The sequence below is a fragment of the Aurantiacibacter suaedae genome (assembly GCF_005434915.1).
Lineage (GTDB): Bacteria > Pseudomonadota > Alphaproteobacteria > Sphingomonadales > Sphingomonadaceae > Alteraurantiacibacter > Alteraurantiacibacter suaedae.
The window spans coordinates 199,269-214,423 of the sequence record NZ_SKCG01000003.1 but is presented as its reverse complement, the minus strand read 5'-3'; the positions used below and the strand labels follow the sequence as shown (position 1 = coordinate 214,423).

Genomic DNA, 15,155 nt, shown 5'->3' with positions numbered 1-15,155 from the left:
AGCGCGTGGCCATTGGCGATGCGACTACTGGTTGTTCTGACGTCCTAGAAAGCGCGGAATGCGCATATTGGGGCCGCCATCCTCACCGTCGTCGTCATCCGATTCGCTTTCATCGGCCGAGCCGCGCGACAGGTTGGCCATGCGCTCGAACAGGGTGCTGCCCCCGCTGGCGCCAGCGGAACCGGCGCGGGGTGCGCGATCAGAAGTCCCAGGTGTGCCCGCCTCACCCTTGCTCCCTTCTTCGCCCGCGGCAATGTTGCGGCGGCGCCCGATCATGCCGGCGCCATCGCCATCGTCCGCCTGCCTCGAGGAATCGAGCAGAAGCTCGTCCTGCTCCTCCGCGCTGTCTTGCGGTTGCGAGCGATCGTTGTGCGCCCCTGCGCCGCGATCGAACGGCGCGAACCGCTGGGGCTGCTGGGCGGCGCCAGCGTTGTCCTGCGGCTCTTCCGCCTCTTCCAGACCGGCAAGGTCCATCGGCTCCGGCAATGGCTGCTCAGGCTCGGCGTTGCGCAGATCGTCGCGGTCAGGCGCCTGCGAAGCGCCTGTGTCCGCCTTTGCCTCGTCACCATCGTCGAACGCAGCAGGAGCGACCGCACCGGCACCCGCCATCGGCGTCTTCGGGCCGCGCGAGGTGGAAAGATCAAGCGGACGCGAGGCCGCGCGGGCCGTGCTGTCGCCAGTCTGCTCGATCCCGGTGGCGACCACCGAGACGCGAATCTTGCCTTCCAGATCGGGATTGAAGGCCGAGCCCCAAATGATGTTCGCCTCGGGATCGACCAGCTCGCGAATGTGGTTGGCCGCTTCGTCCACCTCAAGCAGGCGCATATCCTCGCCGCCGATGATGGAGATAATCACACCCTTGGCCCCTTGCATCGACACGCCGTCGAGCAGCGGGTTGGCGATGGCACGCTCAGCCGCTTCGAGCGCGCGGTTCTCGCCCTCGCCCTCGCCTGTACCCATCATGGCCTTGCCCATCTCGTTCATCACCGACCGCACGTCGGCAAAGTCGAGGTTGATGAGGCCCGGCATCACCATCAGATCGGTGATCGAGCGCACGCCCTGCTGCAGCACCTCGTCAGCCAGAGAGAAGGCTTCCTTGAAGGTGGTGTCGGCCTTGGCGACCAGGAACAGGTTCTGGTTCGGAATGACGATCAGCGTATCGACGTGCTTCTGCAGTTCCTCGATTCCGCTTTCGGCGGCGCGCATCCTGCGCGTGCCCTCGAACAGGAACGGCTTGGTAACAACGCCAACGGTCAGAATGCCCTTCGAGCGGGCCACTTCCGCGATAACCGGGGCAGCGCCTGTGCCAGTGCCGCCGCCCATGCCGCCAGCGATGAAGACCATGTTCACGCCATCGAGCGCGCGTTCGATCTCCTCAACCGTCTCTTCCGCCGCCGCACGCCCCACTTCGGGCCGCGAGCCGGCGCCGAGGCCCTGCGTAATATCCGGGCCGAGCTGGATGCGATGCTCGGCAATGGCGTTGTTCAGCGCCTGCGCATCGGTGTTGGCGACAACGAAATCGACGCCTTCGATCTCGCTCTCGATCATGTTGGCAATGGCGTTACCGCCTGCACCGCCCACGCCGATCACGGTGATGCGGGGGCGAAGTTCTTCCACTGAAGGCGGACCGATATTGATGCTCATCTCATTCTCCTGCGGATATGCCCGCATTCCACGATTTACCGCTTGTGCCACAAAGCCATAGGCGGGCGTTATCCGAAAACCTTACAAATCCACAATTGCGCGCGCCTGACTAAATGACGCGTACCACTAAAAAAAATCGCGCATCGCTTTCCACACCCGGCCAGCGGTGGCCGCAGGGCCGGGACGATGCGTGCGGGTGAAGCGCGAACCGACGCGGCGAATATCGACCGGATCGCGCAAGGCATAGAGCACCAGCCCCGCCAGCGTCGAAAATCCGGGGACCGAATGCGCCTCGGGCAGGCCCTTTAGCGCTGGCGGACGGCCGATCCGCACAGCCACGCCGAGCACGCTCTGCGTGTAATCGGCAAGGCCGGCCAATTCTGCCCCGCCCCCGGTTAATACCACCTGCCGCGCCTGTCGGCCACCGTTGCTGCCGGTAAAGCCCATAACCTCGAGGCTGCGCCCGACTTCGCTCATCAGCGCATCGAGTTCGCCGGTGATGACCGTGATCAGCTCGGCGCGCGGCACCTGTTCGCGGTCGTCGGCCCCGCGCGCCACCGGCCCGCGGCCTTCTTCGCCCGGCGCGGTGACGGAGATCATCTCGCGGTGGTCAGCCGGGCTGGCAATGGCCGAGCCGTGCTTGCACTTCAGCCGCTCGGCCTGAAACCGGCGGACCGAAAACGCCGAGGCAATCGCATCGGTGATGTCAGCCGATCCGCGCTGAATCGCGTGCAGCCCCACCAGCATCCCCCCCGCATAGACGGAAACGTTCGTCACCTCGCCTCCGAACTCGACCAGCGCCACGCCAAGATCGCGCTCTTCCTCGGTGAGGCAGGCAAGGCCCGTGGCAAGCGGCGAAGCGACCACGCCCTGCACCTCGAGATGCGCGCGCTGCACAGCCTCGGTCACATTGCGCATCGGTGCCCCGTCAGCCAGCATGATGTGTATGTCGACGCCCAGCCGCTCGGCATGAAGGCCCTTAGGATTGAAGACGCCATCGGCGCCATCGAGGAAATAGCAGGCAGGCTGCGCGTGGAGCACGGTGCGCCCATCGGGTTCGAGGCTACCTTGCGCGGTGACGAGCAGGTGCTCAATATCCTCCTCTTCGATCCGGCGCCCGCCAATGCCGATTTCTACGGGGCGAATCTCGCTGGTAAGGCCCGCGCCCGAAGCGCCCAGCCAAACCGATTCGACGCTCGTCCCGGCCAGCTTTTCCGCCCATTCGAGCGCATCGCGCACGGCATAGGTTGCCGCCGCCATATCGGTGACATAACCGCGCTTGATGCCCTGGCTGGCGCGGTGGCCGCTGCCCAGAACCTGCATCTCGCCGTTCTCGGCAATGGCCGCGATCATCGCGGAAATGCGGAACGAGCCGATATTGACCGCGCCGATAACGCGTTCGATGCGATTTGCGCCACTGGTCATCAGCTATCCTCCCCCATGCTCATTTCACTGGTTTCCGCGCGTCCGGGCACACGCATTGTCATGTTCGGCGGGTTGCGCAGATCGAAGGCCACCACCTCCCCGCCGATCAGGCGATGCACACCATCGGCCTCGGCAAAAGCCACCAGCGCCGCGGCAGACCGGTCCGCGCCTTCGGGCAAGGAAAGCCGCTGCCCGGTGGAAAAGGTCAGATCCCAGCGCCGATTGCCGATCCAGTCGGCCTCGGCCACCTGCTGGCGCAGCGCGGGTGCGGCATCGAGCAGCGAAGCGAGCGCCGCGACCTGACTCTGCGCGCCCTCGCCGCCGATCACCAGCATATCCTTGGACGCGTCTGGCGCGGCCTCTTCTAGCTCGACCCCGGTGGCGTCGATCAGCACCAGCTCATCCTCACGGCGCAGCGCGGCGTGCGGTTCACGTTCCACGATGTCGACCACCAGAACATCGGGCAGCTGCCGCGAAACACGCGCATCCTTGACCCACGGCATGGTCAGCAGCTCCTGCCGCAGCGCTTCGAGGTCCACCCGCGTCATCGCCAGATCACGCCTGCCGATGGCATGTTCGTAAACCATCATTTCGCTGAGATGATTGGTCCCGCGCACTTCGACATGGTGCACCTCGAACCCGGCATTGGCCGAGGCCAGCGCAAAGCGATCCTCGGCAAAGTCGGCAAGGCCGGTAACGCGCGCGATGAACACCGCGAAGGCCAGCACGCCGGCGAAGATCAGCACCGTGAAGACCTTGTGCAGCTGGCTCTCGCTGAACGGCAGCGCCGCCAGCATGGAGCCCAGCAACGACCGACCCTGCCCGCGCGCCTTGCGCACACGGCGGCTGGTGTCGGCGGCGCGGGCCTGACGGCGCACGCCCTTCACGTTGCGGCTGATCTTCTGCGCCATCTATCCACCCTTGCCGAAGAAGCGGAGCGCGTCGGCCACGATGGTCTCGCACAGGTCCGGATAGGAAATGCCGCAGTAGCGCGCCTGTTCGGGGACCAGGCTGAGCGGGGTCATGCCCGGCTGGGTGTTGGTTTCGAGCAGGAACAGCCCATCCGCCCCGCGCTCGTCATCCCAGCGGAAGTCCGACCGGCTCACGCCCCGGCAGCCGAGCAGCCTGTGCGCGCGCAGGGCATATTCGCAGCACAGCGCAGCGATATCCTCGGGGATTTCGGCGGGGCAGACGTGCTCAGTCAGGCCGTCGGTATATTTCGACTGGAAATCGTAGAAGCCCGATTTCGGGACCAGTTCGGTGACGCACAAAGCCTTGTCGCCGAGCACCGCCGTGGTCAGCTCGCGCCCGCGGATATAGGGCTCGGCCAGCAGGCTGGAGAATTGCTGCCACGGGCCCTCGGCATCGCGCTGGATCGGGTTGCCGTAGTTGCTCTCGTCGGTGACGATGGAGACGCCGACCGAACTGCCCTCGTTCACGGGTTTCAGGACATAAGGGCGCGGCAGCGGGTCGCAGCCATAAAGGTCTTCCGACTTGACCACGCGCCCCCCGGGCATCGGCACGCCGTGCGGCACGAGTGCCTGCTTGGTCAGTTCCTTGTCGATGGCCACCACCGAGGTGGCGAGCCCCGCGTGGGTATAGGGAATGTCCATCAGGTCGAGCATACCCTGCACCGTGCCGTCTTCACCGGGTACGCCGTGAAGCGCGTTGAACACAATGTCGGGCGCAGCCTCGGCAATGCGCGCGGCAACATCGCGGCCCATGTCGAGCCGGGTTACTGTGTGGCCCTTGCTTTCCAGCGCATCGGCAACCCCATTGCCGGACATGAGTGAAACCTCACGCTCGTTAGCCCAGCCGCCCATGAGGACGAGGATATGAAGTTTGGGGAGAGTCATGCGGACAAACTTTCAGTGAAACAGCAAAACATCGGTTCGTCCTGAGCTTGTGTTGGGAGAAAACTCACGGCCGCCCCACCCGCTGGATTTCCCATTGCAGCGTCACGCCGGTCGCCTCGGCCACGCGGCGGCGCACTTCCTCGCCCAGCCCCTCGATATCGGTGCTGGTGGCATGGCCGGTGTTGATCAGGAAATTGGCGTGCTTCTCGCTCACCTGCGCGTCGCCCATTTTCATACCCCGGCAGCCCGCCGTATCGACCAGCCGCCAGGCCTTGTCGCCCTCGGGGTTCTTGAAGGTCGAGCCGCCGGTCTTGCTGCGCAGCGGCTGCGTCTCCTCGCGCGCATGGGCGATGCGGTTCATTTCCGCTTCGATCGCCGCCGGATCGCCTGGCTCGCCCTTGAAGCGAGCGCAAACCACGATGGCGCCTTCGGGCAGGCGCGAATGACGGTAGGAGTAGTCGAGATCGGCCACCGGCACGCGGATGCAGGCGCCATCGGGCATGACCACATCGCAATCGACCAGCACATTGGCCACCTCGCGCCCATAGGCGCCGCCGTTCATGCGCACGAAGCCGCCGACAGTACCCGGAATGCCGCGCAGGAATTCGAGCCCGGAAATACCCGCATCTCGCGCGCTCGACGCCACCAGAATGCCCGGCGCACCGCCGCCGCATTCGAGCACGTTGTCGCGCTTCACCTCGACGCTGGCGAACGGCTTGCCCAGCCGCACCACCACGCCCGGCACCCCGCCATCGCGGATGATCAGGTTCGAGCCGAGCCCCAGCGCCATCACCGGGGTGCCCTCCTCCATGCGGGTGAGGAACTGGATCAGATCCTCGAGGCTTTCGGGTTCGAACAGCCAGTCGGCCTTGCCGCCACTCTTGAACCACACCAGCTTTGCGAGCGGCGCATCCTGCGTGAGCTTGCCTGCCACATCGCGCGGCACCTTGCCGCCGACGGTCGCCTCCTCGTGCGATCCGGGCGCGCTTTGCATGGACATGGAGCCATCAGGCTGCATCGCTGGCATCCTCCTTGCGCTGCGCGTTGACGGCATCGGCAAGGCCTGCGGCCCAGCGCGTGATGTCGCCCGCGCCAAGGCAGACCACGATATCGCCCGGTTGCAGCATTTCCGTCAATTCGGTGGCGAGAGCCTCGGGGCTAGCGATGGGCACGGCCTGCCGGTGTCCGCGCGCCTTGAGGCCCGCCACCAGCGCATCGGAATTGACGCCCTCGATCGGGTCTTCGCCCGCCGCATAGACCGGCGCGGCATAGACCACGTCGGCATCGGTGAAGCAGCCTTGAAAGTCCTCCATCAGATCGCGCAGACGGGTGAACCGGTGGGGTTGAGCGACCGCAATCACCCGGCCCGAAGCCGCCTCGCGCGCGGCAGAGAGCACGGCGCGGATTTCCGCCGGGTGGTGCGCATAGTCGTCGATCACGCGCACCACTGCGCCGCCATCGAGCGCGATCCGGCCCATCTCGGTGAAGCGCCGTCGCACCCCGCCGAAGCGGGCGAAGCCTGCGCGAATGGTGTCTTCTGCGCAGTCCATTTCGAGCGCCACGGCCACAGCCGCCGCCGCGTTCTGCACATTGTGCCGACCCGGCATCGGCAGCACGATATCGGCAACGCTCCGCTCGGAGCCATCGCGCAAGCGCTGGATCACGTCGAATCGGCTCTTCCCGCCCTCGGCGATCAGATTTTCGATTCGCACATCGGCGTGGGGGCTGAAACCATAGGTAATCACGCGCCGGTCGCGCACGCGGGCGATCACGTTCTGCACCTCGGGATGGTCGAGACACAGCACCGCCGCGCCATAAAATGGCACGTTCTCGATGAACTGGAGGAAGGCGTCCTTCACCGCGTCGAAGCTGCCGTAATGATCAAGGTGCTCCGGGTCGATGTTGGTGACCACGGCGATGGTGCCGTCGAGGCGCAGGAAGCTGCCGTCGCTTTCGTCGGCCTCGACCACCATCCACTCACTATCACCCAGCCGCGCGTTCGAGCCGTAGCTTTCGATAATACCGCCGTTGATGACGGTCGGGTCGACCCCGCCCGCATCGAGCAAGGTGGCGACCATCGAGGTGGTGGTCGTCTTCCCGTGCGTGCCCGCCACGGCGACCGTGCTTTTCAGCCGCATCAGCTCGGCAAGCATTTCGGCACGGCGCACCACCGGAATGCGCGCTTCAAGCGCAGCGGCAACCTCGGGATTGGTCCGCCGCACCGCCGTGCTGGTGACGACCACGGTGGCATCGCCAAGATTTTCCGCCGCATGGCCGACATGCACGGTGATCCCGCGCGCGCGCAGGCGCTGAACGCTGACACCCTCGGCCAAATCGCTGCCCTGCACCGAATAGCCGAGGTTGTGCATCACCTCGGCAATGCCCGACATTCCAATCCCGCCGATGCCGACGAAATGGATCGTGCCGATATCGGTCGGAACGCCCTTCACTTCGCCTTCTCCTTGGCCACCTGCCCAACAGCCCCACGCTCCGACGCAATCGCCGAGGCACCGCCGCCAACGCGGATCACATCCTGAATGGTGTCACCGCCAAAGCTCTCGACCAGATCGGCCAGATCCTCGGCCGCCTTGGGCCTGCCGCAATTGAACGCCGCATGGGCAGCAGTCGCCAGTGTTTCGGGATGCATCGCCATGGCCTGAATCTGCTTGGCCAGTTCCTTGGCGGTGAAGCTCGTTTGCCGGATCGCTCGCGCGCCGCCAGCTGCCACCATCTCGCGGGTGTTGGCCGCCTGATGATCGTCAGTCGCAATCGGCAGTGGCACAAGAATCGCGGGGCGGCCCACGGCGGTCAGCTCGGCGATGGTCGAAGCGCCTGCGCGGCCGATAAACAGATGCGCATCGGCAAGCTGCGCGGCCATGTCCTCGAAATAGGTTGCGAGTTCGGCGGCAATGCCATGCTTGGCATAGCGTTCGCGCACCTTTTCGAGGTCTTCCGGGCGGCACTGCTGTGTCACCTGCAAGCGGCTGCGCAGCGCAGTCGGCAGCATCGAGAGGCCATCGGGCACCACCTCGGAAAGGACGCTCGCGCCCTGACTGCCGCCCGTCACCAGCACCCGGAACAACCCATCGGCAGTGAACGGCGGGAACGGCTCATCGCGCAGCGACAGGACACCGGGGCGCACCGGGTTGCCTACCAGATGGACCTTGCCCTGATGCGAGGGCTTCAGCCGGTCGACCTGCGGATAGGCCGTGGCGATCGCATCGACCCGGCCCGCCAGCAGACGGTTCACCCGCCCCAGCACCGCATTCTGTTCGTGGATCACCGTGCCGATCCCCGCCGAGCGCGCGCCAAGCAGAGCGGGCAAAGCCGGATAACCGCCAAAACCCACCACGCAGCTGGGCTGGAACGTCTCGTACATCCGCTGCGCCTGCCGCTTGCCTTCGAGCACGGCGAGAATGGCCTTCAGCCAGCCAAGCGGGTTCTTCCCGAAGCGGCCGGCAGGTAGCACGTGCGCGGTGAGGAAATCGGGTTTGCCGGGGATCGCCGCGCCGCGCTCGTCGGTGATCAGCGCGACATGGTGCCCGCGCCGCTCCAGCGCATGGGCGAGCGCGAATGCGGGGGTGAGGTGCCCACCGGTGCCCCCGGCGGCAAGAACGTAATGACGGGAAATTCCGGGCATCAGCCGGCCTCTTTCTCGAGCGTGCCGCGCAGATCGAACTTCTCGCGGTCAAGGAACGGGTTGCGCCGCGTCACCGCCAGCAGAAGTCCGATGGTGAAGCACTGCGCAAGGGTCGAAGAGCCACCATAGCTTACCAGCGGCAGCGTCATACCCTTGGAGGGAAAAAGCTGCAGATTGACGAGAATGTTGATGAAGGCCTGCCCGCCGAACAGCGCGACCAGCCCGCTGGCGGCAAGGATGTTGTACATCCGGTCCTCGTTCACCAGCCGCACCAGCACGCGCATTACGATGGCGAGATAGAGCACCACGATAACCCCGCAGACCAGCAGGCCGAATTCCTCACCCACGGCGGAGAAGATATAGTCGGTATGCGCCTCGGGCAGACGCATCTTGTTGGTGCCCAGCCACAGGCCGGTGCCGGTCCAGCCGCCGCCCTGCAAAGTGCGCGCGGCAAGGTCGACCTGATCGTAGGCAGTCCCGCCGCCGAGGAAGGAATCGATGCGGTGGCGCGCATTGTCATAGAACAGGTAAGCCGCGACCAGCCCCCCAATGCCAAGGCCGCTCATCACGCCGATCCGCTGCATCGGCAAGCCCGCCAGCATGACCATCACGAACCACGCGCCCACGAACAGGATCGCCTCGCCAAGGTTGGGCTGCGCCACTACCAGCCCCACGATCACCACCAGCATCCCGAAGCTTACCCCGATCACCGGCAGATCGGGATCGTGCAGCTTCCACGAGAGAACCCAGGCCAGCGTAATCACGAAAGCGGGTTTCAAAAATTCGCTCGGTTGCAGGCTTAGGCCGAGGTTAAGCCACCGCCGCGCCCCGTTCACCTCGGTGCCGACCACTGGCACCAGTACGAGGAAGAACAGCATGACCGCAGCCATGACAATCGCCCCGCGCCGCAACAGCGTGGGTTCGAGCAGCGAAGTCGCCAGGAGAATGACAATCCCCAGCGCCTGCCAGCGCAGGTGCAGCCAGAAGAAGTGGAGCTCACCCAGCTGGGTATCGGCAGTGGAAAGGCGCGCGGCGCTGGCGGGCGAGGCCGAGATCACGGCCAGCGCGCCCACCGCCATTAGCAGGGCGATCAGCGCCAGCAGCACGCGGTCGATCTCGCGCCACCAGATGCGCACCATCCGGCGCCGCTCTTCCGCCAGCGCCAGCCCCTTTCGCCGAACCTTGGGCGCCGCCCCTGGCAGTCCGAGACCGTGGACTATTCCGCGCTGTCTGTTCATGCCTCATCGCTCCCCGTTTCGGCTCCGGCGCACAGCTCGCGCACCAGCTCTCGAAACGCGTCGCCGCGTGCCTCGTAATCGCGAAACTGGTCGAAACTGGCGCAGGCCGGGCTGAGCAGAACCACCTCGCCAGCCACCGCCTTGTCGCAGGCGCGGCGAACCGCCTCGCACAGCATCTCGCACGGCTCGACCGGCACGTGCGAGCCAAGCAGCCGCGTGAACATCTCTCCGGCCTCGCCGAAGGTGTAAGCCGCCGCGACATTGCCGAGGTACGGCAGGCAATCATCGAGATTGTCGTCCTTGGGCAGGCCACCGCAAATCCAGTGAATGCGAGGGAAAGCCGCTAGAGCCGGTGCGGTCGAGGCGGGGTTGGTAGCCTTGCTGTCGTTCACCCACAGGACATCGTTGTAGGTGCCGATCCGCTCCATCCGGTGTGGAAGCCCGGCAAAGCTTGCCAGCCCCTTGGCGATCTGCTCCTCGGTCAGGCCTAGCTCGGCCACCAGCGCGGCGGCAATGGCGGCATTCTGCAGGTTATGCGGACCTTGCAGGCTGGGCCAGTCGGTCTGTTTGGAGGAAAGCGCAGCAAGATCGGCGCAAACTGCCCGGCCCGGCGCGCGGCGCACCTGTTCTGCCCGCTGAACCGCGAGCGTAGGCTCGTCAGCGCAGCCGAAAACCGCGAACTGTTCCGCCTCCTGCATCGCCAGCAGCCGCGCTTTGGAGGCGGCATAGGCGGCAAACCCCTCATAGCGATCAAGGTGATCGGGCGTAATGTTGATGAGCGCTGCCGCCTCGCAGGCAAGCGAGAAGGTGAGATCGATCTGATAGCTCGACAGTTCGAGCACATAGACACCGCCAGCGGATAGCGGCTCCTGCGCCATGATCGGTAGGCCGATGTTGCCGCCCATCTCGGTCGGCACACCCGCGCTCTCAAATAGATGATGCACCAGCGCAGTCGTGGTCGACTTGCCGTTGGTCCCGGTAATGCCCACCACCTTATGCTCCGGCAGGTCGGCGCGTGCCTGCGCGAAAAGCTCGATATCGCCGATCACCGGCAGTCCCGCCGCCCGCGCACGCGGCACCAGCGGGTGGGTGTTGAGCGGCACACCGGGCGAAACCACCAAGGCGTCAAACCCTTCCAGCGCTATCTCCATGGGGTCGGCAATTGTCACGCGGCCCGCCAGTTGCTCGCACGGCTCGGGGCGGCGATCCCACGCCGTCACCCGCGCACCGCTCGCCAGCAGCGCCTCGACGGTCGCCATCCCCGAACGCGCGAGACCCAGCACGCAATAGGTTTTGTCCGCAAAGGCGCGCGACGTGATCATCGCAGCTTGAGCGTCGACAGGCCGATCAGTGCAAGCACGATGGCGATGATCCAGAACCGGATCACCACGGTCGATTCCTTCCAGCCGAGCTGCTCGAAATGGTGGTGAATCGGAGCCATGCGGAACACCCGCTTGCCGGTCCGCTTGAACCAGAACACTTGCACCATGACGCTCACCGCTTCGAGCACGAACAGCCCGCCCACGATGGCGAGCACAATCTCGTGATGACTGGCCACGGCAATCGCGCCCAGCGCGCCCCCGAGGGCAAGCGAGCCGGTATCGCCCATGAACACGGCGGCAGGCGGCGCATTGAACCACAGGAAGGCGAGCCCCGCGCCCATGATCCCCGCGCACAGGATGGCGAGTTCGCCCGCCATCGGCACGTAGGGAATGCCGAGATAGTTCGAAAAGTCGACGCGGCCGACGACGTAGCAGATGATGGCAAAGGTGCCCGCCGCGATCACCACCGGCATGGTGGCAAGGCCATCGAGCCCGTCGGTCAGGTTCACCGCATTGCCCGCACCCACGATCACCACGGCCGCAAACACATAGTAAAACGGCCCAAGCGGGATCGCGCGATCCGAAAGGAACGGCACATAGACGTAGGTGTTGATCTCGCTCACGATCAGCCAAGCGGCAATCCCGGCCACGACGAATTCGGCCAGCAGCCGGACCTTGCTCGAAAGCCCGGCATGGTGGCGCTTGGTAACCTTGTCATAGTCGTCAAGGAAACCGATCACGCCGAAGCCCGCGATCACCGCGAGGCAGGCCCAGACGAACGGGTTCGCAAGGTCCATCCAGATCAGCATCGCCATGAACAGCGAGGTGAGGATCATGAGCCCGCCCATGGTAGGCGTGCCGACCTTGGCAAGATGCGTCTGCGGCCCGTCCGAGCGGATCGGCTGCCCCTTGCCCTGCCGCACGCGCAGCATGGCGATGAAGCGCGGGCCGATGATCAGGCCGATCATCAGCGCAGTCATCATCGTCGCCCCGGCGCGGAAGGTCTGGTAGCGGACGAGGTTCCACAAACCTTCGAATTCGAACAAACCTGCGAGAAAATAGAGCATGTCGGGGCGTTTCAGCCTTCCCTGGCGACAAAGTGGTCCACCAGACGCGACAATCCCACAGAATTCGAGCCTTTGACCAGCACGGCATCGCCGCCGATCATACCGAATTCCTCAAGGGCCAGAATTGCCTCGCCTGCATCGGCGCAATGGGCAAAGCCGAGGGGATTGCCAAGCGTATTTACGGACTGTTTCCCCAGTTCGCGGGCAAGCGGTTCCATCTCCGCGCCGACCAGCACGGCAAAGTCGGCTTGCGAGGCCAGCAACGGCTCTGCCAGCTGGGCATGAAAGCCCGGTCCGAAATCGCCCAGTTCCTTCATCGCGCCGAGCACGGCGATGCGGCGCGTGGCAGGCGTCTGACCCAATTGCGCAAGGGTGGCACGCATCGAGGCGGGGTTGGCGTTGTAGCTTTCGTCGATCAGCAGGGCATGTCCGCCAACCGCGACAATCCGCCGCCGCGCGCCCCGGCCCTTGAGGCCGCCCATTTCCGCCAGCGCTAGCCCGGCAGCGCCCAGATCACCGCCTGCCGCACGCACGGCAGCCATCACGCACAGCGAATTCGAAATCCAGTGCTCGCCCGGTTCGGCCACCTGGTAACACAGGCTCGCGCCGTCCATCCGCGCGGTGACAAGCGCCCCGCCCTGCGCCAGCGGCAGCGCTTCGAGCAAGCGCACATCGGCATGGTCCGCACGGCCAAAGCTGATCACCTTCGCGCCGACACCGAGCGCGGCATCGCGCAGCCGCTCGAAGTGCGGACTGTCCGCGGGGATTACGGCGGTTCCGCCCTTCTCCAGCCCGCCAAAAATCTCGGCCTTGGCCTCGACAATCGCTTCTTCCGAACCAAGGTTCTCAATATGCGCAGGCGCAATCGTAGTAATCACGGCAACATGCGGGCGCACCTGCGAAGTGAGCGCGGCGATCTCGCCCGCATGGTTCATGCCCATCTCGAACACGCCGAACCGGCTGCGCACGGGCATCCGCGCAAGGCTCAGCGGAACACCGACATGGTTGTTGTAGCTGCGCACCGAGCGGTGAGCGCCGATGCTGCCACCCAGCTCGCCCTGTCCGCCGCGCGAACGTTCGAGCGCGGCGAAAATCGCTTCTTTCACGCCGGTCTTGCCGACCGAGCCGGTTACGCCGATCACCTTCGCCACGGTCCGATTGCGGGCCTGTGCTGCGAGCGCCTCCAGCGCCTTGTTGGTGTCTTCCACCAGCACGTGCGGACCATCGACAGGCCGGTCAACCAGCGCTGCGGCAGCACCGCGCGCAAAGGCCGCTTCGACGAAGCGGTGGCCGTCCATCGCCTCGCCCTTCAGCGCCACGAACAGGTCGCCGCTGCGCACGTCGCGCGAGTCCATCTCGACGCCCGAGACTTCGAAGTCGCCGCTCGCCGTACCGCCGGTGGCCGCTGCAATCTCGGCCGCGGTCCACAGCGAGAGCCGTTTCCCGCGCGCTTCACCGACCGGCCAGCGCATGACTTTCGCGAGCGCGTTCATCGGCCTGCTCCCGAGCCCAGCCCGGCAGCACACTCGCGCGCCACGGTAACGTCATCGAACGGCAAAACCTGCATATTGTCTCCGGACCCTACGATCTGACCCTGCTCGTGCCCCTTGCCGGCCACGAGCACGATGTCCCCGGACCGCGCATCGCCTATTGCGGCGGCAATTGCCAAACGTCGGTCGCCGATTTCCTGTGCATTGGGCGCGCCAGCCAGCACTTCGGCGCGGATCGTGGCGGCATTTTCGCCGCGCGGATTGTCGTCGGTGACGATCACCAGGTCGGAGCCAGCCGCAGCAGCCTCGCCCATCGGCGCGCGCTTGCCTTTGTCGCGGTCGCCCCCGGCACCGAAAACGGTGATGAGCCGGCCCGAAACGTGCGGACGTAGCGCCGCAATGGCGGCGGAGAGCGCATCGGGGGTGTGGGCATAGTCGACATAGACCGGCGCGCCGCTCGCCGCGATAGCCGCGCGTTCCAGCCGCCCGCGCACCGGCTGCAACCGCGCCACCGCATCGAACACGCGGGCCGGATCGCTGCCCGTTACCAGCGTCAGCCCCGCCGCCACCAGCGCATTGGCGACCTGATAAGCCCCAATCAGCGGCAGACGGATGGCGTAAGCCCGACCGCCGTGAACGATCCTAAGCTCCTGCCCCAGTGGCGTGGGTTTGCGCGCGATCAGGCGGATGCCGTCGCCCTCTTCGCCCACCGTGAACAGCTTGAGGCCGCGCGCCGTTGCGACCGCCTTGGCCAACTTGCCCCACTTGTCGTCGGTCCAGATCACCGCGCTACCGTCTTCGGACACCACTTCGGAGAACAGCCGCATCTTGGCGGCGAAGTACTCGTCCATATCCTTGTGGTAATCGAGATGATCGCGGCTGAGGTTGGTGAAAGCTCCGGCAGCCACCTCGATGCCCTCGTTGCGATACTGCGACAGGCCGTGGCTCGACGCCTCATAGGCGACGTGGCTCACACCTTCACGGGCGAGGCCGGTCATGGTCGCGAGGAAGGTGGCGATATCCGGTGTGGTGAGGCCCGTCGAGATGCTCTCGTCAGCCGTGGTGACGCCGAGCGTGCCGATAGAGGCCGAGCGCAGCCCCAGCATCCGCCATATCTGGCGCGTCATCTCGGCGGTCGAGGTCTTGCCGTTGGTTCCCGTAACCGCAACCACGGTCTCGGGCACAGGGCGATAGAACTGTGCAGCCAGCAGAGCGAAAGCGCGGCGAGGCTCCTCAGCCGGAATGTGCAGCGCACCCTCCACCTTGGCCGTGGGCCGCGCGATCACTGCCACGGCTCCCCCAGCGATGGCGGCCGGGATATAGTCCTCGCCGTTGACCTTCGTGCCGGGAAAGGCGCCGAACACATTGCCGGGGGCAACCTTGCGGTTGTCGATAGCAAAGCCGGTGATCCGCACCGCGCCATCCTGCGGGGCATCGATACCGGCAAGTTTCGCCAAATCGGAAAGCAGCATC

General features: G+C 65.6%; 12 protein-coding genes. All 12 read right to left on the bottom strand.

The window, feature by feature from the left end:
• Positions 1–24: 24 nt before the first annotated feature.
• The 12 genes from ftsZ to E0473_RS11915 all read right to left on the bottom strand — a co-directional run bounded on the left by ftsZ (position 25) and on the right by E0473_RS11915 (position 15,154).
• On the bottom strand, positions 25–1,644 hold the full coding sequence (ftsZ, locus tag E0473_RS11970) for a cell division protein FtsZ (RefSeq protein WP_137681128.1): 1,620 nt from the start codon (positions 1,642–1,644) through the stop codon (positions 25–27).
• Between the two features lie 126 nt (positions 1,645–1,770).
• Positions 1,771–3,069: a cell division protein FtsA gene (gene ftsA / locus E0473_RS11965; protein WP_137681127.1), complete on the bottom strand. Its 1,299-nt coding sequence runs from the start codon at positions 3,067–3,069 to the stop codon at positions 1,771–1,773.
• Positions 3,069–3,980 (bottom strand): cell division protein FtsQ/DivIB, encoded by a 912-nt coding sequence (locus E0473_RS11960; protein WP_137681126.1) that lies wholly within the window; start codon positions 3,978–3,980, stop codon positions 3,069–3,071. The genes ftsA and E0473_RS11960 overlap by 1 nt, the downstream gene beginning before the upstream one ends.
• On the bottom strand, positions 3,981–4,925 hold the full coding sequence (locus E0473_RS11955) for a D-alanine--D-alanine ligase (protein ID WP_137681125.1): 945 nt from the start codon (positions 4,923–4,925) through the stop codon (positions 3,981–3,983). It abuts the gene before it with no gap.
• A 64-nt stretch (positions 4,926–4,989) separates the two neighbouring features.
• Entirely contained in the window at positions 4,990–5,919 is a 930-nt protein-coding gene (gene murB / locus E0473_RS11950) for a UDP-N-acetylmuramate dehydrogenase (protein WP_137681507.1), read from the bottom strand.
• Between the two features lie 13 nt (positions 5,920–5,932).
• On the bottom strand, positions 5,933–7,375 hold the full coding sequence (gene murC / locus E0473_RS11945) for a UDP-N-acetylmuramate--L-alanine ligase (protein WP_137681124.1): 1,443 nt from the start codon (positions 7,373–7,375) through the stop codon (positions 5,933–5,935).
• Complete coding sequence (murG, locus tag E0473_RS11940) at positions 7,372–8,565, bottom strand: undecaprenyldiphospho-muramoylpentapeptide beta-N-acetylglucosaminyltransferase (protein ID WP_137681123.1); 1,194 nt, start codon at positions 8,563–8,565, stop codon at positions 7,372–7,374. The genes murC and murG overlap by 4 nt, the downstream gene beginning before the upstream one ends.
• Positions 8,565–9,803 (bottom strand): FtsW/RodA/SpoVE family cell cycle protein, encoded by a 1,239-nt coding sequence (locus E0473_RS11935; RefSeq protein WP_137681122.1) that lies wholly within the window; start codon positions 9,801–9,803, stop codon positions 8,565–8,567. The genes murG and E0473_RS11935 overlap by 1 nt, the downstream gene beginning before the upstream one ends.
• Positions 9,800–11,125, bottom strand: a complete 1,326-nt coding sequence (gene murD, locus E0473_RS11930; RefSeq protein WP_137681121.1) for a UDP-N-acetylmuramoyl-L-alanine--D-glutamate ligase — start codon at positions 11,123–11,125, stop codon at positions 9,800–9,802. Before murD ends, E0473_RS11935 begins: the two co-directional genes overlap by 4 nt.
• On the bottom strand, positions 11,122–12,192 hold the full coding sequence (mraY, locus tag E0473_RS11925; RefSeq protein WP_137681120.1) for a phospho-N-acetylmuramoyl-pentapeptide-transferase: 1,071 nt from the start codon (positions 12,190–12,192) through the stop codon (positions 11,122–11,124). Before mraY ends, murD begins: the two co-directional genes overlap by 4 nt.
• Positions 12,193–12,203: 11 nt before the next feature.
• Positions 12,204–13,685, bottom strand: coding sequence for a UDP-N-acetylmuramoyl-tripeptide--D-alanyl-D-alanine ligase (locus E0473_RS11920; RefSeq protein ID WP_137681119.1), 1,482 nt, complete (start codon positions 13,683–13,685; stop codon positions 12,204–12,206).
• Complete coding sequence (locus tag E0473_RS11915; RefSeq protein WP_137681118.1) at positions 13,682–15,154, bottom strand: UDP-N-acetylmuramoyl-L-alanyl-D-glutamate--2,6-diaminopimelate ligase; 1,473 nt, start codon at positions 15,152–15,154, stop codon at positions 13,682–13,684. Before E0473_RS11915 ends, E0473_RS11920 begins: the two co-directional genes overlap by 4 nt.
• Position 15,155: the final 1 nt, after the last annotated feature.

Coding starts and splice junctions, on each gene's coding strand:
- murB (WP_137681507.1), bottom strand. CDS start 5,919: ATGCAAAGCGCGCCCGGATCGCACGAGGAGGCGACCGTCGGCGGCAAG.
- mraY (WP_137681120.1), bottom strand. CDS start 12,192: ATGCTCTATTTTCTCGCAGGTTTGTTCGAATTCGAAGGTTTGTGGAAC.
- murD (WP_137681121.1), bottom strand. CDS start 11,125: ATGATCACGTCGCGCGCCTTTGCGGACAAAACCTATTGCGTGCTGGGT.
- E0473_RS11915 (WP_137681118.1), bottom strand. CDS start 15,154: ATGCTGCTTTCCGATTTGGCGAAACTTGCCGGTATCGATGCCCCGCAG.
- E0473_RS11960 (WP_137681126.1), bottom strand. CDS start 3,980: ATGGCGCAGAAGATCAGCCGCAACGTGAAGGGCGTGCGCCGTCAGGCC.
- ftsA (WP_137681127.1), bottom strand. CDS start 3,069: ATGACCAGTGGCGCAAATCGCATCGAACGCGTTATCGGCGCGGTCAAT.
- ftsZ (WP_137681128.1), bottom strand. CDS start 1,644: ATGAGCATCAATATCGGTCCGCCTTCAGTGGAAGAACTTCGCCCCCGC.
- murG (WP_137681123.1), bottom strand. CDS start 8,565: ATGCCCGGAATTTCCCGTCATTACGTTCTTGCCGCCGGGGGCACCGGT.
- E0473_RS11955 (WP_137681125.1), bottom strand. CDS start 4,925: ATGACTCTCCCCAAACTTCATATCCTCGTCCTCATGGGCGGCTGGGCT.
- E0473_RS11920 (WP_137681119.1), bottom strand. CDS start 13,685: ATGAACGCGCTCGCGAAAGTCATGCGCTGGCCGGTCGGTGAAGCGCGC.
- E0473_RS11935 (WP_137681122.1), bottom strand. CDS start 9,803: ATGAACAGACAGCGCGGAATAGTCCACGGTCTCGGACTGCCAGGGGCG.